The sequence below is a fragment of the Pseudonocardia sp. CA-142604 genome (assembly GCF_050948475.1).
GTDB lineage: Bacteria > Actinomycetota > Actinomycetes > Mycobacteriales > Pseudonocardiaceae > Pseudonocardia > Pseudonocardia alaniniphila.
Genome location: NZ_CP192045.1, coordinates 6,718,455 through 6,738,961, shown reverse-complemented (window position 1 = coordinate 6,738,961; position 20,507 = coordinate 6,718,455). Strand labels below are relative to the sequence as shown.

At 68.0% G+C, this 20,507-nt stretch carries 18 protein-coding genes; 10 read left to right on the top strand and 8 right to left on the bottom strand.

Annotated elements, in window-relative coordinates; translation table 11 throughout:
* Positions 1-10: 10 nt before the first annotated feature.
* The 7 genes from ACQPZQ_RS30495 to ACQPZQ_RS30465 all read left to right on the top strand — a co-directional run bounded on the left by ACQPZQ_RS30495 (position 11) and on the right by ACQPZQ_RS30465 (position 6,216).
* Positions 11-1,594 carry a 4-hydroxyphenylacetate 3-hydroxylase family protein gene (locus ACQPZQ_RS30495; RefSeq protein WP_433286469.1) on the top strand — a complete coding sequence of 528 codons (1,584 nt, stop codon included), beginning with the start codon at positions 11-13 and terminating at the stop codon, positions 1,592-1,594.
* Positions 1,595-1,722: 128 nt separating this feature from the next.
* Positions 1,723-2,580, top strand: coding sequence for a dioxygenase (locus ACQPZQ_RS30490; RefSeq protein ID WP_433286467.1), 858 nt, complete (start codon positions 1,723-1,725; stop codon positions 2,578-2,580).
* A gap of 69 nt (positions 2,581-2,649) precedes the next feature.
* A complete protein-coding gene (locus ACQPZQ_RS30485) occupies positions 2,650-3,774 on the top strand; it encodes a muconate/chloromuconate family cycloisomerase (protein WP_433286465.1) in 1,125 nt (374 codons plus the stop codon).
* 4 nt (positions 3,775-3,778) lie between these two features.
* On the top strand, positions 3,779-4,063 hold the full coding sequence (gene catC / locus ACQPZQ_RS30480) for a muconolactone Delta-isomerase (RefSeq protein WP_433286463.1): 285 nt from the start codon (positions 3,779-3,781) through the stop codon (positions 4,061-4,063).
* 29 nt (positions 4,064-4,092) lie between these two features.
* Positions 4,093-4,878: an adenylyltransferase/cytidyltransferase family protein gene (locus tag ACQPZQ_RS30475; RefSeq protein WP_433286462.1), complete on the top strand. Its 786-nt coding sequence runs from the start codon at positions 4,093-4,095 to the stop codon at positions 4,876-4,878.
* 193 nt (positions 4,879-5,071) lie between these two features.
* Positions 5,072-5,290 (top strand): hypothetical protein, encoded by a 219-nt coding sequence (locus ACQPZQ_RS30470; protein WP_433286460.1) that lies wholly within the window; start codon positions 5,072-5,074, stop codon positions 5,288-5,290.
* On the top strand, positions 5,290-6,216 hold the full coding sequence (locus ACQPZQ_RS30465) for an NADP-dependent oxidoreductase (protein ID WP_433286458.1): 927 nt from the start codon (positions 5,290-5,292) through the stop codon (positions 6,214-6,216). The genes ACQPZQ_RS30470 and ACQPZQ_RS30465 overlap by 1 nt, the downstream gene beginning before the upstream one ends.
* Positions 6,217-6,346: 130 nt before the next feature.
* Here the strand turns inward: ACQPZQ_RS30465 and ACQPZQ_RS30460 are convergent, their stop codons facing one another.
* From ACQPZQ_RS30460 to ACQPZQ_RS30450, 3 genes are all read right to left on the bottom strand, one after another.
* On the bottom strand, positions 6,347-6,967 hold the full coding sequence (locus tag ACQPZQ_RS30460) for a hypothetical protein (RefSeq protein ID WP_433286456.1): 621 nt from the start codon (positions 6,965-6,967) through the stop codon (positions 6,347-6,349).
* A complete protein-coding gene (locus ACQPZQ_RS30455) occupies positions 6,964-8,805 on the bottom strand; it encodes an ABC transporter ATP-binding protein (RefSeq protein WP_433286454.1) in 1,842 nt (613 codons plus the stop codon). The genes ACQPZQ_RS30460 and ACQPZQ_RS30455 overlap by 4 nt, the downstream gene beginning before the upstream one ends.
* Positions 8,806-9,055: 250 nt before the next feature.
* Positions 9,056-9,436, bottom strand: a complete 381-nt coding sequence (locus ACQPZQ_RS30450; protein ID WP_433286452.1) for a hypothetical protein — start codon at positions 9,434-9,436, stop codon at positions 9,056-9,058.
* Positions 9,437-9,883: 447 nt separating this feature from the next.
* On the opposite strand from ACQPZQ_RS30450, the gene ACQPZQ_RS30445 reads away from it, so the two are divergent.
* Positions 9,884-10,360, top strand: coding sequence for a GreA/GreB family elongation factor (locus tag ACQPZQ_RS30445; RefSeq protein ID WP_433286450.1), 477 nt, complete (start codon positions 9,884-9,886; stop codon positions 10,358-10,360).
* Positions 10,361-10,448: 88 nt separating this feature from the next.
* On the opposite strand, the gene ACQPZQ_RS30440 is transcribed toward ACQPZQ_RS30445, so the two are convergent.
* Together ACQPZQ_RS30440 and ACQPZQ_RS30435 are read right to left on the bottom strand one after the other, a co-directional pair.
* A complete protein-coding gene (locus ACQPZQ_RS30440; RefSeq protein ID WP_433286448.1) occupies positions 10,449-11,402 on the bottom strand; it encodes a metal ABC transporter solute-binding protein, Zn/Mn family in 954 nt (317 codons plus the stop codon).
* 129 nt (positions 11,403-11,531) lie between these two features.
* On the bottom strand, positions 11,532-12,383 hold the full coding sequence (locus ACQPZQ_RS30435; RefSeq protein WP_433286446.1) for an NmrA family NAD(P)-binding protein: 852 nt from the start codon (positions 12,381-12,383) through the stop codon (positions 11,532-11,534).
* A 312-nt stretch (positions 12,384-12,695) separates the two neighbouring features.
* Here ACQPZQ_RS30435 and ACQPZQ_RS30430 point away from each other — a divergent pair, with 312 nt between their 5' ends.
* Entirely contained in the window at positions 12,696-13,520 is an 825-nt protein-coding gene (locus ACQPZQ_RS30430) for an alpha/beta fold hydrolase (RefSeq protein WP_433286444.1), read from the top strand.
* A gap of 2 nt (positions 13,521-13,522) precedes the next feature.
* Positions 13,523-15,418: a transketolase gene (locus ACQPZQ_RS30425; RefSeq protein ID WP_433286442.1), complete on the top strand. Its 1,896-nt coding sequence runs from the start codon at positions 13,523-13,525 to the stop codon at positions 15,416-15,418.
* On the opposite strand, the gene ACQPZQ_RS30420 is transcribed toward ACQPZQ_RS30425, so the two are convergent.
* The 3 genes from ACQPZQ_RS30420 to qcrB all read right to left on the bottom strand — a co-directional run bounded on the left by ACQPZQ_RS30420 (position 15,415) and on the right by qcrB (position 20,284).
* Positions 15,415-16,326, bottom strand: a complete 912-nt coding sequence (locus ACQPZQ_RS30420) for an LLM class flavin-dependent oxidoreductase (RefSeq protein ID WP_433286440.1) — start codon at positions 16,324-16,326, stop codon at positions 15,415-15,417. The genes ACQPZQ_RS30425 and ACQPZQ_RS30420 overlap by 4 nt on opposite strands.
* A 404-nt stretch (positions 16,327-16,730) precedes the next feature.
* Positions 16,731-18,107: an NAD-dependent succinate-semialdehyde dehydrogenase gene (locus ACQPZQ_RS30415; RefSeq protein ID WP_433286438.1), complete on the bottom strand. Its 1,377-nt coding sequence runs from the start codon at positions 18,105-18,107 to the stop codon at positions 16,731-16,733.
* Positions 18,108-18,628: 521 nt separating this feature from the next.
* The gene (qcrB, locus tag ACQPZQ_RS30410; RefSeq protein WP_433286436.1) at positions 18,629-20,284 is read right to left on the bottom strand and encodes a cytochrome bc1 complex cytochrome b subunit; all 1,656 of its coding nucleotides are present in this window, start codon (positions 20,282-20,284) and stop codon (positions 18,629-18,631) included.
* Positions 20,285-20,507 lie beyond the last annotated feature (223 nt).

Sequence of the window (20,507 nt, the reverse complement as noted above, 5' to 3'; positions counted from 1 at the left end):
TGAGGAACGCATGACCTTGCAGCAGGATTCGGTCCCAACCCCCGCCGGTGGCGAGGGCCGGGCAACCCGACCGATGACCGGCGACGAGTACGTCGAGAGCCTGCGTGACGGGCGCGAGGTGTATCTCTACGGAGAGAAGGTCGCCGACGTCACCACGCACCCGGCGTTTCGCAATGCGGTGCGGATGACAGCCCGGCTCTACGACTCGATGCACGACCCGGCCAAGGCCGACGTGCTCACCACCGCGACCGACACCGGCAGCACCGGGATCACGCACCCGTTCTTCCGGACCCCGCACTCGGTGGAGGACCTCAAGGCCGACCGGGACGCGATTGCCGAGTGGGCACGGATGACCTACGGGTACATGGGCCGTTCCCCTGACTACAAGGCTGCGTTCCTGGGCACGCTGGGCGCGAACTCCGAGTACTACGACCCGTACTCCGGCAATGCGCGGCGCTGGTACGAGGAGTCCCAGGAGAGGCTGCTGTACTGGAACCACGCGATCATCAACCCGCCGGTGGACCGGCACCGCAACCCGGACGAGGTCTCCGACGTGTTCATGCACGTGGAGGAGGAGAACGACAAGGGTGTTGTCGTCTCGGGCGCGAAGGTCGTCGCGACCGGGTCGGCGATCACCCACTACAACTTCCTCGGCCACTACGGTCTGCCGATCAAGAAGCGGGAGTACTCTCTGGTCTGCACCGTGCCGATGGGCACGCCCGGCATGAAACTGATCTGCCGGCCCTCGTACGCCCAGCAGGCCAACACCATGGGCAGCCCGTTCGACTACCCGCTGTCCTCGCGGATGGATGAGAACGACACGATCTTCGTGCTCGACAAAGTGCTGATCCCGTGGGAGAACGTGTTCAGTTACGGAGACCCGGAGAAGGTCTCGTCGTTCTTCCCCGGTTCGGGGTTCCTGCAGCGCTTTACTTTCCACGGCGTCACCCGTCTGGCGGTCAAGCTCGACTTCATCGGCGGGCTGTTGATGAAGGGCTTGGAGGTCACCGGTAGCAAGGACTTCCGCGGCGTGCAGACCCGCGTCGGTGAGGTCATCGCCTGGCGGAACATGTTCTGGGGACTGTCGGACGCGATGTGTGCCAACCCGACCGAGTGGGTCAACGGCTCGAAGCTGCCCAACGCCGACTACGGGCTGGCCTACCGCTGGTTCATGACGCTCGGCTACCCGCGCGTTCGCGAGATCATCATGCAGGATCTCGGCGCCTCGCTGATCTACCTGCCGTCGCACAGTGCCGATTTCCTGTCGCCGGAGGTGCGCCCCTATCTGGACAAATACGTGCGCGGCTCGAACGGTTATGACGCCGTGGACCGGGTCAAGCTGATGAAGCTGATCTGGGACTCGATCGGCTCCGAATTCGGCGGACGCCACGAGCTCTACGAGCGTAACTACTCGGGCAATCACGAGGGCGTGCGCGCGGAACTGCTGTTCGCCGCCGAGCAGTCCGGCACCGCGAACGCGATGAAGGGCTTCGCCGAACGGTGCATGTCCGAGTACGACCTCGACGGCTGGACCGTCCCCGACCTCATCAACCCGGGTGACAGTCAGGTCGTCGGCCTGCTCGGGAGGAAGTGAAAGAGAGCGACCTGACCCGACCGGCGGCTCACAGGCCTGACCGGACGAGACCACCGAACCCGACCTGATCGGCAACAACGACGTTGTGTCCCAGCTCTGCCGCTGACGCGTATCCACTAGGAGGACACATGACCACGACCAAGCCAGACGTCAGCCCAACGGCTGCCGGCTCCGGCGCCAACGCCACGGAGGCGGCGCGTGCCAGTGCCGCCCGCCACGGCCAGGCCGCGTCGTCGCAGGAGCGGCTGAGCACGGTCGCCCACGACGTGATCGACGCGGTGAACGCCGTCATCCGCGAACACAAGATCACCTACCCGGAGTTCCAGGCCGCCAAGCGCTGGCTCATGGAGGTCGGCGAGAACGGCGAGTGGCCACTGTTCCTCGACGTCTTCGTCGAGCACGTGGTCGAGGAGGTCGCCGCCGAGTCGCAGCAGGGAACCGTGGGCTCGATCGAGGGGCCGTACTACCTTCCCGACCAGCAGCACTTCCCGCCTGTCACCACCCTTCCGATGCGCGACGACGAGCCGGGCACCCTGCTGGTGCTCGCCGGGCAGGTCCGCGACCTCGCGGGGGCACCGCTGCGGAACGCCGAGGTCGACATCTGGCAGAACGCGGCGGACGGGTTCTACTCCGGCTTCGCCCCTCATCTCCCGGAGGGATTGCTCAGGGGCGTCGTCACCGTGGACGAGGACGGGCGTTTCGAGATCACCACGATCCTGCCCGCCCCGTACCAGATCCCGACGGACGGACCGACCGGCAAGCTGATCAAGAACGCCGGATGGCACGCGTGGCGCCCGGCGCACCTGCACCTCATGGTCCGGGCCGAGGGCTTCCGTCAGATCACCACACAGCTCTACTTCGCCGGCGGCGAGTACCTCGACGGCGATGTCGCCTCGGCCGTGAAGGACGACCTGGTTCTCGACCCGAAGCCGGGCCCCGACGGCCGCCTCCGCGTCGATTACGACTTCGTGCTCGAGCACGCCTGACCTTCTTTCCCAGGGCCGGCCCCGCACCCAGCCCGGGGCCGGCCCGCCCCCTGAGAGGCATTCGACAACGTGAGCGACGATCTGCGGATCGACCGCGTCGAGACCGTCCTGGTGGACATCCCGCTGCGCAGGCCCCACCGGTTCGCACGGGTGAGCATGGACGCCCAGCCGGTGCTGTACATGTTCGTCCGCACCGCGGGCGGCGTCACGGGAACGGGAGAAGGCGTCGTTCCGGCCGGTCCCTGGTGGGGCGGCGAGTCCGTCGAGACCATGCAGGTGATCATCGAGCGGTACGTCGCCCCGGTACTGCTGGGACGGCGGGTCGACGACATCGCCCGGCTGTTGCGCGACGTCGCAGACGTCGTCGCGGCAAACCTGTTCGCCAAGGCAGCGGTGGAGGTCGCGCTGCACGACGCCTGGGCGCGCTGCCTCGGTGTTCCCGTCCACACCCTGCTCGGCGGCCCGGCCCGCACCTCCGTTCCCGTCACCTGGGCGCTCGGCGCCGAGGCCGCCCCGATCGTCGTCGAGGAGGCGCTCGGCAAGCTCGACGCCGGCCTGCACCACTCGTTCAAGCTCAAGATGGGCGCCCAGGAACCGGACGCCGATGTCGCCCGGGTCGAGGCCGTCGCCGAGAAGCTGGTGGGCGTCGCGGGCGTCCGGGTGGATCTCAACGCGCGCTGGGACCGGCTCACCTCGCTCACCCACCTGCCGCGGCTGGCGGAGGCGGGCGTCGAGATGGTCGAGCAGCCTGTTCCGGGACATGACGTCGAGACGCTCGCGGAGATCAACGCGGTGCTGCCCGTTCCGGTCATGGCCGACGAGTCGTTGCGGACGCCGTCCGACGCGCTGCGCATCGCCCGACTGCGTGCCGCGGACATCCTCGCGGTCAAGACCACCAAATGCGGCGGCCTGCGTGCGAGCGTGGAGATCGCCGCGATCGGAGCCGCGGCGGGGATTCCGTCGCATGGGGCGACGTCGATCGAGTCGCCCATCGGCACCGCCGCCGCACTGCATTTCGCCTGCGCCGCGCCGGGTGTGAGCTGGGGCAGCGAGCTATTCGGACCCCTCCTGATGGCCGAGGAGATCGTCGTCGAGCCGCTCCGCTACGCGGACGGCCGGCTCCATCTGCCCGACGGCCCGGGCCTCGGCGTCGACCTCGATCCCGACAAGGTCCGCGCCTTCCGGAGGGCCTGAGTCCGTGCTCTTCCACGTCACGATGGACGTCGCCATCCCGCACGATCTCGACGCCGGGGAGCGGGTCGACGTCCTGGCCAGGGAGAAGGCCTACTCCCGGGACCTCCAGGCGCAGGGTAAGTGGATACATCTCTGGCGGGTCGTCGGGCGGTACTCCAACGTCAGCATTTTCGACGTGGAGTCCTCCGACGAGATGCACGGCATCCTGTGGAACCTGCCGTTGTTCGAGTACATGACGATCCGGGTCACCCCGCTCTGCAGGCACCCCTCTGCTCTGGGCGTCCGGTGACACCCGATCCGATGGCCGAGAGACGACCGATGACGGCCACGATGTTCCGTCCCGCCCCGGCCGCCACCACGTGTTGGTACGGAACCGATCAGATCCCGTCGCAGTGGGGCCGCTCCGTGGTGGTGCTCGGGGTGTTCGACGGGCTCCATCGTGGCCACGCCCGCCTCCTCGACCACGCGGCCGAGGTGGGTCGGCGCCGCCGCCGGCCCGTCGTCCTCACCACGTTCGACCCGCATCCGGCAACGGTCGCCGGACCACCGCGCGACACCACCCCACTCGTGAGTCTGGACCGCCGGGTCGAGCTCGCCCACGAGCACGGCGCCGATGCCGTGCTCGTCCTGCCCTTCGGCACGGCGATGGCCCGTACCCCCGCCGTGGACTTCGTGCACGACGTGCTGGTCGGGTCGCTGCGCGCCACCGACGTCGTCGTCGGTGCGAACTTCCGCTTCGGACACCGGGGGGCGGGCGACGTGCGGCTCCTGACGCACCTCGGGCTGCGTCACGACTTCACCGCCCACGGCGTCGACCTCGTCCCGGGTTGCTCGTCCACCCGGGTCCGCGAGCTGCTCAGGGCCGGTGACCCGGCTCGGGCCGCGGAGGTGCTCGGCCGCCCGCACCGGGTGCGGGGCCGCTGCGTCGACGGGCTGCTGCGGACGTCGGCCATGCTGCCCGCCCCTGGCCGCTATCGGGTGCTGGTGCGTGGCCACGAGACCGCCGCCGAGGTCAGGGCGGACGGCGCCGTACTCCTGCACGTCCCGCTCCCGACGGGGGAGATCGACGTGACGTTCCTGGACAGGGTCGAACCTTCTTCGTGAGTTCCTGCGGCCCGCTGCCGAAAGCCGATCCCGCCATTTGCCGCCGCCGGCTGATTGGTCCGTGAAGCTGCTGAGCAAGTGGACCCCGGCCGACCCGGTTCCGCCTCGTACCGTCGCAGTTGCGACTGCTGAGTCGGCTCCCGCCGTCTGAGCTCGCTCGACCTCAGCGGCAATTGGATGATCGGGAGAAGCGATGGCATATATCGACGATGACGTTCGGAACGTCATGGCACAGGCACAGCTGTCGTTCGTGGCGACCATCGATCCGGAGCCGGTGCTGTCACGGGCATATGCCTTCGCGGGAAAGGCCGAACAGGAAGTGACGGAATCATCGGCCCGTGCCTACGGTCTCAGCCGAAAAGGAAAGGACGACAGAGTGCTCTTCGCTCGCGATGAAAGTGAGGATGTGTGATGCGGGCCGCTGGAGTGCGCGAGTTCGGTGGTCGGGTCGAGGTGTTCGACCTTCCCGAACCCCGTGATCCCGGTCCGGACGAGGCCGTGGTCGAGGTCGCCGCGGCCGGGGTCGGCAACTGGGACGACCTGGTCCGCACCGGTGACTGGAAAGTCGGCCGGGAGGCGCCGATGGCGCTCGGCGTCGAGGCGGCCGGCAGGGTGATCACCGTGGGCTCCGACGTCCGGGGTCTGAAACCCGGCGACGAGGTCCTCGGTCACCCCTTGCAGCTGCGTGAGCAGGGCTGCTGGGCCGATCGCGTCCTCGTGGACGCCGGTCTGCTCGTGCGGAAGCCTCCGAGCGTGTCGTGGGAGGTCGCCGGCGCGTTCCCGGTGCCTGCGCTGACTGCGGAGCAGGTGCTGTCCGAGTCGCTCGAGCTCGCCGAGGGGGACACCGTCCTCGTCCACGGCGCCGGTGGGACGACCGGTGGGCTGATCGTGCAGCTCGCCACCCTCCGTGGGGCGCGGGTCATCGCAACCGCCGGACCCTCCAGCGCCGCCCGGGTGGCGGAGGCCGGAGCAGCCGAGGTGCTCGACTACCACGACAGCCGGTGGCCCGAGCTCGTCCGGGAGCTGACCGGCGGCGTGGGCGTCGACGGCGCGGTCAACGCCGCCCGCGGTGGTAGCTCGCACGCCGTCCTGGCCGTACGCGACTGCGGCAGGCTGGCGACCATCACCGGCGATCCGCCGGAGAGCGTCCGCGGCATCAGCGTCTCCGACGTCTACGTGCGCCCGGACGCCGCGCAGCTCGAAGAGCTGTGCATGCTGCTGGGGGACGGCCGGCTGCGCCTGTCGGTCGGCGCCGCGTTGCCGCTGGCCGACGCGGCGACCGCGCTGGAGCGGGCCATGACGGGCGCCAACGGCGGTCCCGTGGTGCTGCTGGTGTAGTCCGGAACCCGAGAGCCGAAAGTACCGGCACCGGCCCCGATGCGCGTGAGCGCTCAGAGCCGGTGCCGGTCCCGTCTGCCACGTTCGTGCCGACCCCGAGCTGAGGGGTGACCCGGGGCCGAACGACGTGTCAGGCGGCCGCCGCCACTAGGGCTGGATCGGTGATCGGGTAGGGCAGGTCGCCGGGTAGCAGCATCTGCGGGATCTGCGCGAACCGCCAGCCGCTCCCGGTGCGCGTGAAGGTCCACACCATGTCGAAGCGGGCGCCCGGCCAGCGGGCGGGTGGGGTGGGCGTGACATCGCCGAGGTAGTCGGCGATCTTGGTGATGGCGCTGTGTTTCCAGGCCACCAGGGTGGCGCCAGGGCGTGTGCTGAGCTCGTCGGCCAGGTATGCCTCTTCGCCTGCGGCATAGCGCGTGACGACGTCGAGTCCGAGCCGGGCGGCCACAGGCATCACGGTCTGGACAGATCGAACGCTGCGGCCTGGCTCGTAGGCCGGGCCGTAGACGGCGCCCGGCCGGTACAACCCGGCAGGCGGTTCTGCGCCGTGCGGGGCGAACAGCGCGGCCAACGCCCCCGCGCGCATCCACCCGTCGACGGTGAGGGAGTGCTTGGAGTGCTCCCCCTCAGGCGTGATCGCCTGCGCCGCGCGGGAACGCTTCGGCTTCTCGGCGTGCCGGATGACCATGATCACCTGGTTGTCCGGGGCCGGCCCGATCATGCGCGGCCACTCGCTGATTCCCGCCATCACGCGGCCGCCCCTACGGTTGCCGGCGCCGCGTCGACGACACGGCCCCGCTGCAGGTGCACGGTGCGGGTGGCGAGTCGGGTCAGTGCCGGTTGGTGGGTGGTCATGATGACGGTGCGGCCTTCGACCAGCCGGGTCAGTGCGAGCACGACGAGTTCCTCGGCGGTGTTGTCGAGCCCGGCGGTGGGCTCGTCCAGCAGCACGACGGGGGCGTCGACGAGCAGGGCTCGTGCGATGCCGACGCGCTGGCGTTGTCCGCCGGACAGTCCGACTCCGCCGGCGGCGATGGTGGTGTTCAGCCCGTCGGGCAGCCGGTCGGCGAACTCGGTGACGAGCGCGTCCTCGGCCACCTGGGCAACCTGCTCGTCGGTGGCGTCGGGTCGGCCGTAGCGCAGGTTGTCGGCCAGGGTGCCGGAGAACAGGAACGTGTCCTGCAGGACCATGGCCACCTGCTGGTGCAGCCAGTGCTCGGCCACGTCAGGCACCGACAGCCCGTCGAGCAGTACATGCCCGGAGGTGGGTCGGTACAGCCCGCCGATCAGTGCGAGTGTGGTGGACTTGCCGGCGCCGTTGCCGCCCAGCAGCGCGATCCGCTCGCCGGCCTCGACGGTCAGGTCCAGCCGGTTGAGCACCGGGCCACGCCCGTAGTCCAGGCAGACGTTGCGCAGCTCGATCTCTCCGCCGACCCGGGCGGGCAGGCCCGCGGGGGAGGCGACGTGTGCGCGGGGCTCGTCCAGGATGGCCGCGACCCGTTCGGCCGACGCGGCGCCCTGCGTGAAGCTGGGCAGCAGCTTGGCCAGTTGCTTCATCGGCTTGAGGATGTTCTGCAGGTAGTTGGTGACCACGACCAGGAGCCCGACGGTCCACCAGCTGTGCAGCACGCCGAAGCCCCCGACGAACAGCAACACGGCGGTGCCGATCGCGGCGACCGACTCCAGCGCCGGGGTGAACCGGGCGCTCAGGTCCACTCCGCGCAGCCCGATGTTCAGCACTCGGCTGTTGGTGGAGCCGAAGCGCCTGTCCTCCAGGTCCTGGCTGCCGAATGCGTGCACGGTGCGGATGCCCTGCAGCGACTCGGTGACGAACCCGGTCAGCTCGCCCACCGCGGCACGTCGCTGGCGGGAGTTCACCCGGGTCAACCGCGCATAGCGGACGGCGGTGAGGAACACCAGCGGCGCCGCGCACAGCGTGATCAGCCCGAGTTGCCAATCCACCGCGATCAGTACGGCGGCGGTGCCGAGCAGGGCGAGTACGCCCGGAAGCAGGACGGAGAACAGGTCGGTGAGGCTGCCTTCGATGCGCTCGGTGTCGGTGACCACCCGGCTGGTCAACTCCCCGATGGCCTGCCGGTCGTGGTACTCCTGCGGTAACCGCTCCACATGGCCGAACACGTCCGACCGGATGCGCGAGCTGATGCGTTCACCCGCACCGTTCATGAACCTGTCGCCGAGGTAATCGAACACCCCGGACGCGACAGTGATCAGCAGGACCGCGACCGAGGCGACTGCGAGCATGGCCACTGCCGATCCGCCGAACCACGTGGCCACGTGGTTGAGCGGACCGCTCTTGTGCTGACCCCGAAGCATGTCGTCGATGACCAGGGCCAACGGCCACGGGGTAGCCAGATCGGCGGCAAGTTCACACGCGCGCATCCCCACACCGAGCACCAGCCACCGCATCTCGGTCTGGCCGTAGCTGCGGAAGCGCCACAGCTGGCGCAGCGTCCCGATATCTCCCGGCGCCCCACCGCCCGCTGGTTTCTCAGCCGCGGCCTTGATGGGCGAGCGATCCGGCAGCGCAGGGACCGTGGGGGTCTGCGTGTTCTTTCGCCATCCCCCCATATTCGGGCGCCGATGTCGCACCTCTTCGCATTGGACAGACACGATATTCTCCCTCAGATATTGCGCTTGCTCATCAGTGGCGCTGTTGCTCGTCGCCCGCACGTTCCGGCGCGGGGCCGGGCCCGTCCGACACGGGCCGGCCGATCGACAAATGCACTCCAGGGGGGACAGGCCGGGAGCTAGCCTGCCTACCGTTGCGGCATGAAGTGCTTCGGTTGTGGCGCGGTGGTGGACGTGTGGAACCGGTGGGTCACGCTGCGATGCGGGCCCGGGTCGTGCCGCCGCCTGCGCGGCTGAGGCTTGCTCGGCAGGCCGTCACCAGCCTGGTGGTGGCGGTGCTGCTGCCCTGCTTGCAGCGCGGGCATCGCATGGTCACCGTTCGCGCCAGTTCGTCCACGGCAACGGTCAGTTCGGTCTCACAGTCACGGCACCATCGGTGTCTGGTGACCGGGTTGACGTGGACTCGTGACGAGACGCACTGGTGGATCCACCGGCCGTGCACGTGGCATGTGAGCCGGTCGTCGGCGTCGAGCCTGCCGGTATCCTCCGCCTGGTCCTCCGCGGCCAGCCAGTGCGCCAGGGCATGGCTCGCCAAGGTGCGCACCTGCCCTCGGGGTACCTGCTGTTTCATGCCACTGTCCTTCCCTCACCGACCGACTCCGCCGCGAACGGCGAGTGGCCGGTCTTTTCACAAGAACAGGATCGCGGCGGCACCACACTCTGCGCATCACTGCCAGCGGTCGTCATCTTCAGGTGCTGACGGGAGCCCTCGGAGTAATGCTGGCAGGTATCCGGTCGTCCTGTTCGATCCGGTATTTCCCAAACATCGCGTTGTCCAGGTCGTGGCCGGGAAATCTCCGCTCCGGAAAAGTGGCGTGGAACACACCATTCGCCCCGGCGGCAGGCCAAAACCCGCCATGCTCGCCCAGCTCCATTCGACGCAACGCCGTCAGAGCCGTTCAGCCGATCCGGGAGCCACGATCGCCTGGTCGGGCAGAGGATGGATCCGGTCCCGAGGGCTACGTTCGTGAGGGCGAGCGGAAACCCGGGCGCAACCAGTGCCGAGGAGGCGAGCATCATGAACGACCAGCCATCCGGCAGAGGGCCGCGGCTGACTGCCGAGATCCGGCGACGCCTCGAGCAGGAGCTCGCCGAGCTGAGCTCGCGACGCCACGAGCTCGTCGAGGCCATCGGCGAGAACGATGCCGTGGAGGACTACGGCGACCAGGCGCAGCGCCTCGAACGCGTCGACGACCTCGGCCGGGTGACCGACCGCATCCGGGAGATCACCGAGGTGCTCGCCGGCAGGACCGTGCGGTCTGCAGCCAACGCGCTACCCGACGGCACCGAGGTGACCGTGCGGTTCAGCGACGGCACCACCACCACGATGCTGGTCGTGGCCATCCCCGAGGAAGCTCTCGACCCGACGCAGACCGTGACCCGCGACAGCCCGCTCGGTCGGGCACTCGTCGGTGCTCGCGCAGGCGAGCGGATCACCTATCGCGGTCCGGACGGTGAGATCGCCGCAGAGGTCGTTGCGGTCCGGCTGCCCTGACGAGCACGGCGGGTAGCCGGTCACACCGATCTTTCCCCCGACGGCCGACGGCTCGGTGCTCGCGGGCCGCCGTTCCTCGAAATCCGGCCTAAGAGTTACCGAGGTCCTTGGCGAGCGTGTCGATCTGCTGCGACTGCCAGGCCACGTAGTCGTCGACACCCACCGGCAGTGTCTCGGTGACACCCTCGACCGGAATCCCCGCGGTGGTGGCAGCCTGTTCCACCTGCCGGGTGGCCGGGCTCTCGGTCTGCGAGTTGGCCAGCAACACCTTCACGGTCTTGTCGGTGAAGAGCCCGAGCGTCTCGTTCAGGACGGCGGCAGACGGGTCGGTGCCTTCCTCGATGGCCTCGGAGAACTCCTCGGGCGTGGCGTTCTGCAGGCCCGCCGCCTCGGTCATGTACAACGGCACCGGTTCGGTGACGGCGATCTTGTCGCCGGTGTGCTGGGCCTTGACCGCGTCCAGCTTCGCGATCAGCGTGTCGATCTTGGCGTTGAACGCCGCTGCGTTGGCAGTGAAGGTCGACGCGTCGGCCGAGTCGACTGCTCCGAGGTCCGTCGCCAGCTGGTCGGCCACCTTCTTGATCGTCGGGAGGTGGTACCAGACATGCTCGTTGAACTCCCCGCCCGCCGGTACCTGCGTCTCGAGCCCTGAGACATCGACCGCGTTGATCACGGCGGGCTTGGTGCTCGTCGTGTCGACGAGCTTCCCGGCAAAGTCGTCGTACCCCCCGCCGTTCATGATCACGACCTTGGCCTGACCCACCTTGACGGCGTCCGCAGGCGTCGTCTCGTACTCGTGCGGATCCGCATCCGGGCTGTTGATGATGGACGTCACCTCGACCCGATCGCCCCCGACCGCCTTGGCGACGCTGCCGTAGACGTTGGTCGAGGCCACCACCGGGATCGCTGCGCCGGACGCCGCACCGCTCGTCGTGGGCGGGGCCGACGACGTGTCCGCGGAAGACCCGCAACCGGCTACGGCAAGACCAACTACGGCGACACCGGCGATCGCGGCACCGCACCGCAGCCCGAGCAATGGCATGACTCGCACTCCCTCACATCAGCTCACGCGCATATCTGCATTGACAATCATTGTCGATTGACAGTACGCCACGGCCCACGAGCGATCACGCGCCACCATGCGAACCGAGATCGTCGAGCGGGGAGTACCTCAGCCGAACGTGCACTCGGCCCAGGCTGCGAAGGATGTCCAGCCGACGCCGGGATGGTCGCGGTGCAGGGCGCTGATGTCGACCTGGTAGCCCTCGCCACGCAGGAAGCTCCACATCGCGAACATGTCCGGATTCCCGATCGTGGCGATCGGCACCTCCTCGTGACGCACCGGTCGCTGCAGCGCCGCGGCGAGGGCGGCGGCCATCTGCGCCGGAGTCGGCTCATCGCCGGCAAGTTCGATCCGTGCGCCCACGTACCGCTCCGGCGTCGCGAGCACCGCGGTGACGAACCGGCCCAGGTCGTCGCGGTGGAGCTGCTGCAGGCGGCGGTCTGCTGGCAGCGGTACAGCCAGCACCCCGGCGCGGATGTCCGCCTCGCCACCCAGCGCGTTGTCGAAGAAGTAGGTAGGGGCGACGATCGTGTAAGGCACGTCCCCACCGGCGAGCTCACGCTCCACCACGGCCTTGCTCTCGAAGTGCGGAACGCCGGAGCCTGAGGTCGCGCCCGCCACCGAGGCGAACACCAGATGTGGCAACCGCGCATCAGCAGCGGCACCCAGGATGGCCCGGCCCTGCACGACCTCGGCGTCCACCCCGGACTCGAATGGCGTGGTCAGAGCGAAGGCCGCCGCCGCCCCCGTCATGGCGCCGGTGAGGGCGGCACGGTCGGTGAAACCGCCTGCGGCGAGCTGCACACCGGACGCGGCCAGCCGCGCCGCCGCAGGCGCGGCAGGGTCGCGGACCAGGGCGCGTACCGCACGGCCGGAGTCGCGTAGAGCGCGCAGCACCGCGCCGCCCTGGCCCCCGGTCGCCCCGAGGACGAGCACCGGGCTCGTGGGTTCCGTCGTCACGAATCCTCCAACGGTTCCTGCGAATGAACCTCCACGGCCGCGCCGAATGCGTACCACCGATGCCGCCTACCCGCTGGCAAGCGGGCACCTCAGGAGAGGTGGACGTCGCTGTCCTCTCCGGGGGTTGGCTGCGCGAACCCAGGGAGACACCCTGGGGCGCCGGGCGGCAACCGCCTCAAGAGTGGTCTCTCGCAGCGAAGCAGGCATAGAGATTCCCGAAGTCGCGGGAGCAGCCGGAGAGGCCGATGACAATCAAGGGCACGACGGCTATGGTCGGCGACTTCATTCGGGGCCTCAGGAAAGGATCAAGGAATGAGTACGATCACTGCTGACGACGGCACCGAGATCTACTACAAAGACTGGGGCGAAGGGCCGGTCGTGACCTTTTCACACGGGTGGCCGCTCAGTTCCGCCGCCTGGGATGTGCAGATGCTCTTCCTCGTCCAGAACGGCTTCCGCGTCGTCGCGCACGACCGGCGCGGCCATGGACACTCCAGCCAGGCCTCGGCACGCAACGATATGGATGGCTATGCCGACGATCTCGCGGCCGTGCTCAACACGCTCGACCTGAACGATGCCACGCTGGTCGGCCACTCGACCGGAGGTGGGGAAGTCGCGCGCTACATCGGCCGTCACGGGACGGGCCGAGTGGCCAAGGCGGTGCTCATCGCCGCCGTGCCGCCGTTGATGCTGCGGACAGCACAAAATCCAGAAGGTCTGCCACTGGAGTTCTTCGACGGCCTCCGGGCAGGTCTCGTAAAAGATCCATCACAGTTCTATCAGGACCTGGCACCACAGTTCTACGGAGCCAACAGGCCGGGCTCCACGGTCTCGCAAGGCATGCTCGATCAGTTCTGGCTGTGGAGCATGCAGGCTGGTCTCAAGAACTCCTACGAGAGCATCAAGGCCTTCTCCGAGACGGACTTCACGGACGATCTCAAGAAGTTCGATGTTCCGACGCTGGTCATGCACGGCGAGGACGACCAGATCGTTCCGGTCAAGGATTCGGCACCGAAATCGGCACGGCTGATCGCAGGAGCGCGGGAGATCTACTACCCCGGCGCCCCGCACGGCCTGACGGCCACACATCAGGATCGGATCAATGCCGACCTGCTCGCCTTCATCCAGGGGGCCTGACGGTGACCGGACCACGTCAGCCGTTGACCACGATCGACCTCTCCACGGTGCGCGAACTCGCCCAGCAACTTCGGGTGGACTCCATCCGGTCGAGCACCAGCGCCGGTTCCGGGCATCCCACCTCGAGCATGTCTGCCGCGGACATCCTCGCCGTGCTCGTGGCTCGGCATCTGCGTTACGACTGGGACGAGCCGGGCGCTCGCGGCAACGACCACCTGATCTTCTCCAAGGGACACGCCTCGCCGCTGCTCTACTCGATATTCAAGGCGGTCGGTGTGGTGTCCGACGAGGAACTGGTGGGCGAGTACAGGCGCTTCGGCAGCCGTCTGCAAGGGCACCCGACCCCTGTGCTGCCGTGGGTGGATGTCGCCACGGGGTCGCTCGGCCAGGGGTTGCCGGACGGCGTCGGTGTCGCTCTGGCCGGCAAGTACCTGGATCGCCTGCCGTACCGGGTGTGGGTGCTGTGCGGCGACAGCGAGATGGCGGAAGGGTCCATCTGGGAGGCCCTGGACAAGGCTGCCTACTACGAGTTGAGGAACCTGACCGCCATCGTCGACGTCAACCGGCTCGGCCAGCGTGGGCCCACCGAGCTCGAATGGGACATCGACACCTACGTTCGGCGGGCAGAGGCCTTCGGCGCCCGCGTGCTGACCGTCGATGGCCACGACGTCGACGCGATCGACTCCGTGCTCACACAAGCGGCGGACGGTGCGGCACGCCGACCCACCGTGATCTTCGCGCGCACCATCAAAGGCCGTGGATTCTCCGAGGTCGAGGACCGGGAGGGCTGGCACGGCAGGCCGTTCCCGAAGGACATGGCCGAGCGTGCGATCGCCGAACTCGGCGGCGAGCGCAACCTCCTGGTGCGCGGGCCGGTGCCCGGCATCGACGCTGACACGGCCACCGCGGTCGACGGACCGGCCACGTCGGCGACTCTCCCGAGCTACTCGGTGGGTGACAGGGTCGCCACCCGGCAGGCGTATGGCGACGCTCTTGCCGCACTGGGCGGTCAGTACCCGAATCTCGTCGCCCTCGACGGTGAGGTGAGCAACTCGACCCACGCCGACCAGTTCGCGAAGGCCTACCCGGACCGCTACTTCGAGATGTTCATCGCCGAGCAGCAACTGGTCGCCGCGGCGGTCGGTCTCAGCGTGCGGCACTACATCCCGTTCGCCTCCACGTTCGCCGCGTTCTTCACCCGCGCCTACGACTTCATCCGGATGGCGGCGATCTCCCAGGCCGACTTGCGTCTGGTCGGCTCGCATTGCGGTGTCGAGATCGGTGCCGACGGCCCATCGCAGATGGCCCTGGAGGACCTCGCGATGATGCGCGCCGTGCAGGGCTCCACCGTCCTGTATCCCAGCGATGCCACCAGCACCGCGGCCCTGGTGGACGCCATGGTCGGCACACCCGGGATCAGCTTCATGCGGACGACGCGCGGCGCCTACCCCGTGCTCTACGAGACGGGTGAACGTTTTCCGGTCGGCGGGTCGAAGATCCTGCGGTCCGACCCGTCCGACGCGGTGACTCTCGTCGGCGCGGGCGTGACGGTCCACGGATGCCTCGCCGCGGCCCACCGGCTCGCAGAGCGCGGGGTCCGAGCGCGGGTGATCGACTTGTACTCGGTCAAACCCGTCGACACCGCGACCCTCATCGCGGCGGCAGACGCGACCGGCGGCCGGTTCGTGGTGGCCGAAGACCACCATCCCGAGGGCGGCGTCGGGTCGGCAGTAACGGACGCACTGCTCGCACATGGGCCCAGGTCGTTGACCATCGTCCACCTCAGCGTCCGCGAGCTGCCTGGATCGGGCACACCCGAGGAGTTGCTGAACGCGGCAGGTATCGACGCCGAACACATCGAGGCGGCCGTGCACAACCTGCTCACCGAGAGCCGTTAGCCCAGTTGCGGGATCACCTCAGCCTTCAGCTGCTCTACCTGCTCGTACTCGTCGAACATCGGGTTGAGCACGATGGTTTCCGCGCCCGCGTCGGCGACCTCGCGTAGTCCGCGGACCACATCGTGCGCGGGGCCGTAGACCGCGACCGACGTGATGTCGCCGCGGTTGTAGAAGGAGTCCAGTACCTCGCCGATGCGGGTGCGGGCGCGATCGACGTTGTCGTCGAGGGCCACGTAGACCCGCTTGGCGATCTTGAAGTCGGGGCGGTCGAGTTCGTCTTTGGCCTCGCGAGCGATCTTGACCAGATCCACGAACCGGGCTGTGGTCGAGGATCCCGCACCGATGAAACCGTCGCCCAGCTTGACCGCGCGGCGGACCGCTTTCGGGTGGTTGGCGCCGAACCAGATCGGCGGGTGCGGCCGCTGTACCGGCTTCGGCTCCATCGGCGCGTCGACGAGCTGCCAGAACCGGCCGTCGAAGGTGACCGCCGGCTCGGTCCACAACCGCTTCATCAGATCCAGGCCCTCGGTGAAGCGGGTAACCAGATGCTCCGGACTCGAGTCGAATGCCGCGAACGGCTGGTTCTGACCGCCGATACCTACGCCGACGTCGATCCGGCCGCCGCTGAGCTGGTCCAGCGAGGTGATGCTCTTGGCCAGGTGCACCGGGTTGCGTAGCGGTGTCACGAACACCGCGCACCCCAGCCGGATCCGCTCTGTGCAGGCCGCGGCATAGGCGAGCAGCTCGAGCGGGCTGATCACAGGTTTGCTACCGATCGCCGACTTGCTGCCGATGATCTGCTCCTGGGTCCACGCGCCGTCGAAACCCAGGTTCTCGACAAGACCCAGAAAGCGACGCACCTCTCGCGGGTCGGTGGCGAACTGCGGAATGGCGATGGCGAAGCGCATGCCCTACACCTCCATACGTTGTCTGCCGAGCCTCACGGCCCGGCCTCTTTCGCACAGAGAGGTGGTTCCATCGGATGACCGGGAGACGCTCGCGGCCCACCTCCCTGGCGCGGCCCCACACCCGGCCTCGCCGCGCGGCCGCGTGTCGTATCGACACCTCAGAACGCCCGGCGGGGCGGTACGAGGGCCCTCACGAGTATTGCACCCGGTCACGGTTCACAGCCTGTCCCTGCTGGTCGTAGCATCCCGGCTCAAGTCGTTCGCCGCGGTTTGATCGTGAACACCCCTTACGGGCTCGGGCCGCCGGAGCAAAGCGTCGCCCTGGCGACCCGAGCCCAGTCAGGGGTCAGTAGCTACGTGTCGACCTTCGCTGTCGGCGACCACTTTCACTGACGGATGGCTTCTCAGGCCGGGTCGGAGACCCGCACCAGCTTGCGGTTCACGAATTCGCCGATGCCCAATTTCGACAGTTCGCGCCCGAATCCGGAATTCTTGACCCCGCCAAAAGGAAGGCGTGGCGAGTCGACGAAGCACGAATTGATGTAAACCATGCCGGACTCGATGCGAGAGGCGGCCTGCTTGGCGCGTTCGACATCTTCGTCGAAGACGTACGCGCCCAGGCCGTACCGCGTAGCATTGGCCAATTCGATCGCCTCTCGCTCGCTGTCCACGACGTAGAAGGACAGCACCGGGCCGAAGGCCTCTTGCTGGTAAAGCGGGTTGTCCTCGGCGATCTCCGTGATAATCGTTGGCTCGAGGTAGAACCCGGGGCGGTCGACGCGCTTGCCGCCATACGCGATCTTCGCGCCTGCGGCCTTGGCGTCCTCGACCTGCCTGAGCAGTCCATCCAGGCCGCGTTCGCTGGCCATGGGGCCGAGCAGAGTGGTCTCGTCCGTGGGGTCGCCCACCTGGATCGCCGCGAATCGCTCCGTCAAGGCGGCTAGCATCTCCTTGCCCCGTTCCTTGCCCACCACGATGACACGCTTGATGTTGACGCAGCCCTGTCCCGAGTTGAAAGTGCGACCCATCACGGTTTGCTCGACCGCGTGCTCGAGAGACGCGCCTTCCAGGATGAGGGCGGGATCACTTCCTCCCAATTCGAGGACCACTTTCTTGAGATTACGCCCGGCACGTTCGCCGACAGAAGCCCCCGCCCTCTCGCTGCCGGTCAGCGTGACGCCGCGCACGCGGAAATCGTCGATCAGGTTGGCGATTTGCTTGATGCTGCAGAAGAGATTGGTGTAGACCCCCTCCGGAGCCTCCGCTTCCACGAACAGCCGAGCGAAGGCGAGTGCGCACTGTGGCACGCTCTGGGCGTGCTTCAGCATGACCACGTTGCCCGCTACGAGCTGGGGTGCGACGACACGGGCCAGCTGGTAATAGGGGAAGTTCCAGGGCTCGATGGCCAGAATGACGCCGATGGGTTCGGACACCACCGTCGCGCCAGGCTCTTCCGGCAGCGACTCCGCCGCAAGGAACCGTTCCCCGTGTTCGGCGTAATAATCGAGGATGTCTGCGACAAGATCGACCTCGAGATAGGCGAAGCGGGTGACTTTACCCATTTCCAGGGTGAGATACCCTGCATATTCGTCCCGCTTCTCGCGTAGGATCTGGGCGGCGCGGCCGACGATCCGGGCCCGTTCCGCCACTGGCTTGAATTTCCAGTCTTCGCGATAACGCTCGTCCGCGGCGCCCAACGCCGCAAAGATTTCCTTGTCCGATTGCAGCGGGAATTCCTTCACGAATTTTCCGGTCGCGGGGTTGATCGTAGCAAAACTCACGGTCCAGTCCTTTTCCCGACCTTTTGAACACAGAGGGCGGCGGCCCGAAGGGCGGCGCGGGTCGTTGAGCCGCGAGCGGACGCACGGGCCGGCCGTCCTGGTGCAGTCCGACGCCCATCCCTCGCTCAGCGCCGAGCGCCGGATGTGGATCCGCCATTGCCGGCAAGTCAGTGAGCGTGGCGTGGGCTATGTCTTCGAATATAGGGACGGGGCCCGATTCCAGCCTGTCCCTGCTGGTCGTAGGCACACGTCAGGTAGTCGATGGCGGCGGAGGAACGCCACACGGCTCGCTGGAACTGCTCACCCGCGGCAGCAGATACTCGGATACGCCCGTCCGCCGGCTCGGTGGTGGCGCCGGTGCGAGCCAGAAGCCTGCGCCCGAGGCGATCGTTCACGGCATGGGACTCACCCGGCACGGCCGTGAGGCGATCTTGCTCGCTCGACCCAGGAGCCAAGCCCGTCGAACGTGAGTTCTCTGTCGTTGACGTCCAGGCTCTCGGCGTCAGGGCGCGGTGATGACGTCAGGCATGAGGACGATCACCTGGCCCATCGCTCGCGCGCCCAGCCGTCACCACCTTGCCGTTCGCGGCAGCGATCTCCTTCGCTCGGGCCCGCTCCAGGGCCGCGGTCTGCTCGGGCGGGTCGGGTGTGAGCAGTGACCCGGGCACGGGCGCGCCTCCCACACCGAGTTGATTCATCCGCTTGGGCACCCGGGCGCCCTGGTAGGCCAGCGGGATCGGGTGGCCGTGCGCGTCCACCCCGTTGAGCGGCTGGTGGACCTCGATGAACTCGCCGTGTGGGAGGCGGCGGATGATGCCGGTCTCGATGCCGTGTTCGAGCACCGCGCGGTCGGAGCGTTGCAGCCCGATGCAGATCCGGTAGGTCAGGTAGTAGGCGATCGGTGGGACGACGAGCACCCCGATCCGGCCTGCCCAGGTGGTGGCGTTGAGCGAGATATTGAAGAAGTAGGCGATCAGGTCGTTGCTGCCGCTGAGCACGAGGACTGCGTAGAACGAGATGCCCATGACGCCCAGCGATGTGCGCACGGGGACGTCCCTGGGGCGCTGCAGCAGGTTGTGCAGCGCGTTGTCCTTCGTGAACCGCCGCTCCACCCAGGGATAGATGGCGGCGATGATGAACAGCAGCGGCAGGAAGGCCGCCGTACCCCAGAACGCCGACGGGATCGTGTAGTTCCCGAGCGAGAGCTCCCACGGCGGGAAGATGCGGGCCATCCCTTCGGTGAAGAGGACGTACCAGTCGGGCTGCGAGCCGGCCGATACGTGCGCCGGGTTGTAGGGGCCGAAGTTCCAGATCGGATTGATCTGGAAGAAGCCGCCCATGATGGCGATCACGCCGACCGTGACCGCGAAGAACGCGCCCCCCTTCGCGGCGAACCCCGGCAGGATCCGCACGCCTACCACGTTGCGCTCGGTGCGGCCGGGGCCCGGGAACTGGGTGTGCTTCTGGAACCACACCAGCCCGACGTGCAGCGCGATCAGGGCCAGCAGGATGCCCGGGATGAGGAGCACGTGCAGGATGTAGAACCGCGGGATCACTTCATGGCCGGGGAACTCGCCACCGAACAGCAACCAGTGGGCCCACGTTCCGATCACCGGAACCGTCATCGTGATTCCCGAGACGATTCGCAGGCCGGTGCCGGACAACAGGTCGTCGGGCAACGTGTAGCCGGTCAGCCCCTCGAAGAAGCCCAGCAGCATCAACGACACGCCGATCACCCAGGTCGCCTCGCGCGGCTTGCGGAAGGCGCCGGTGAAGAACGTGCGGCACATGTGGGCGACCATCGCCGCCATGAACAGCAGGGCCGCCCAGTGGTGGACCTGCCGGATGAACAGCCCACCGCGGACCTCGAACGAGATGTGCAAGGCGCTCTCGTAGGCCCGCGACATGTGGACGCCGCGCAGGTTGTCCAACGGGCCGTCGTAGACGACCTCGGTCATCGACGGGTCGAAGAACAGCGCAAGGTAGGTGCCGGACAGCAGCAGCACGATGAAGCTGTACAAGGCGATCTCGCCGAGCATGAACGACCAGTGCGTCGGGAAGACCTTGTTGAACTGCCTCCGCAGCCCCGCGGCCGGGTGGTAGCGCTGGTCGAGCCCGTCGAGAGTGCCCGCCGCCCGGCTACTGCCGCGGGACGCCGACGTTGACGTCGTACTCATTCCCCATGCCCCCTCCCGGGCCGGCGCACCATCGCTGCGCAGCCCACCCGTGCAGTCCTGGGCCAGCGCCGGCTTCGGCGCTGCCGATCGCGATCGATGCCCACACATAGGACTCCGCAGGCGGCCCGAATGTGACAGGCCGAACGTCATGGTCGGAGACCGAAGCGAACCGACTGCAGCGATCTCGCCGTTGACCTGGGGATATGGGCCGCGCGGAGCTGCG

Coding starts and splice junctions, on each gene's coding strand:
- ACQPZQ_RS30495 (WP_433286469.1), top strand. CDS start 11: ATGACCTTGCAGCAGGATTCGGTCCCAACCCCCGCCGGTGGCGAGGGC.
- ACQPZQ_RS30490 (WP_433286467.1), top strand. CDS start 1,723: ATGACCACGACCAAGCCAGACGTCAGCCCAACGGCTGCCGGCTCCGGC.
- ACQPZQ_RS30475 (WP_433286462.1), top strand. CDS start 4,093: ATGACGGCCACGATGTTCCGTCCCGCCCCGGCCGCCACCACGTGTTGG.
- ACQPZQ_RS30470 (WP_433286460.1), top strand. CDS start 5,072: ATGGCATATATCGACGATGACGTTCGGAACGTCATGGCACAGGCACAG.
- ACQPZQ_RS30465 (WP_433286458.1), top strand. CDS start 5,290: ATGCGGGCCGCTGGAGTGCGCGAGTTCGGTGGTCGGGTCGAGGTGTTC.
- ACQPZQ_RS30455 (WP_433286454.1), bottom strand. CDS start 8,805: ATGGGGGGATGGCGAAAGAACACGCAGACCCCCACGGTCCCTGCGCTG.
- ACQPZQ_RS30450 (WP_433286452.1), bottom strand. CDS start 9,436: ATGAAACAGCAGGTACCCCGAGGGCAGGTGCGCACCTTGGCGAGCCAT.
- ACQPZQ_RS30445 (WP_433286450.1), top strand. CDS start 9,884: ATGAACGACCAGCCATCCGGCAGAGGGCCGCGGCTGACTGCCGAGATC.
- ACQPZQ_RS30440 (WP_433286448.1), bottom strand. CDS start 11,402: ATGCCATTGCTCGGGCTGCGGTGCGGTGCCGCGATCGCCGGTGTCGCC.
- ACQPZQ_RS30430 (WP_433286444.1), top strand. CDS start 12,696: ATGAGTACGATCACTGCTGACGACGGCACCGAGATCTACTACAAAGAC.
- ACQPZQ_RS30420 (WP_433286440.1), bottom strand. CDS start 16,326: ATGCGCTTCGCCATCGCCATTCCGCAGTTCGCCACCGACCCGCGAGAG.
- qcrB (WP_433286436.1), bottom strand. CDS start 20,284: ATGAGTACGACGTCAACGTCGGCGTCCCGCGGCAGTAGCCGGGCGGCG.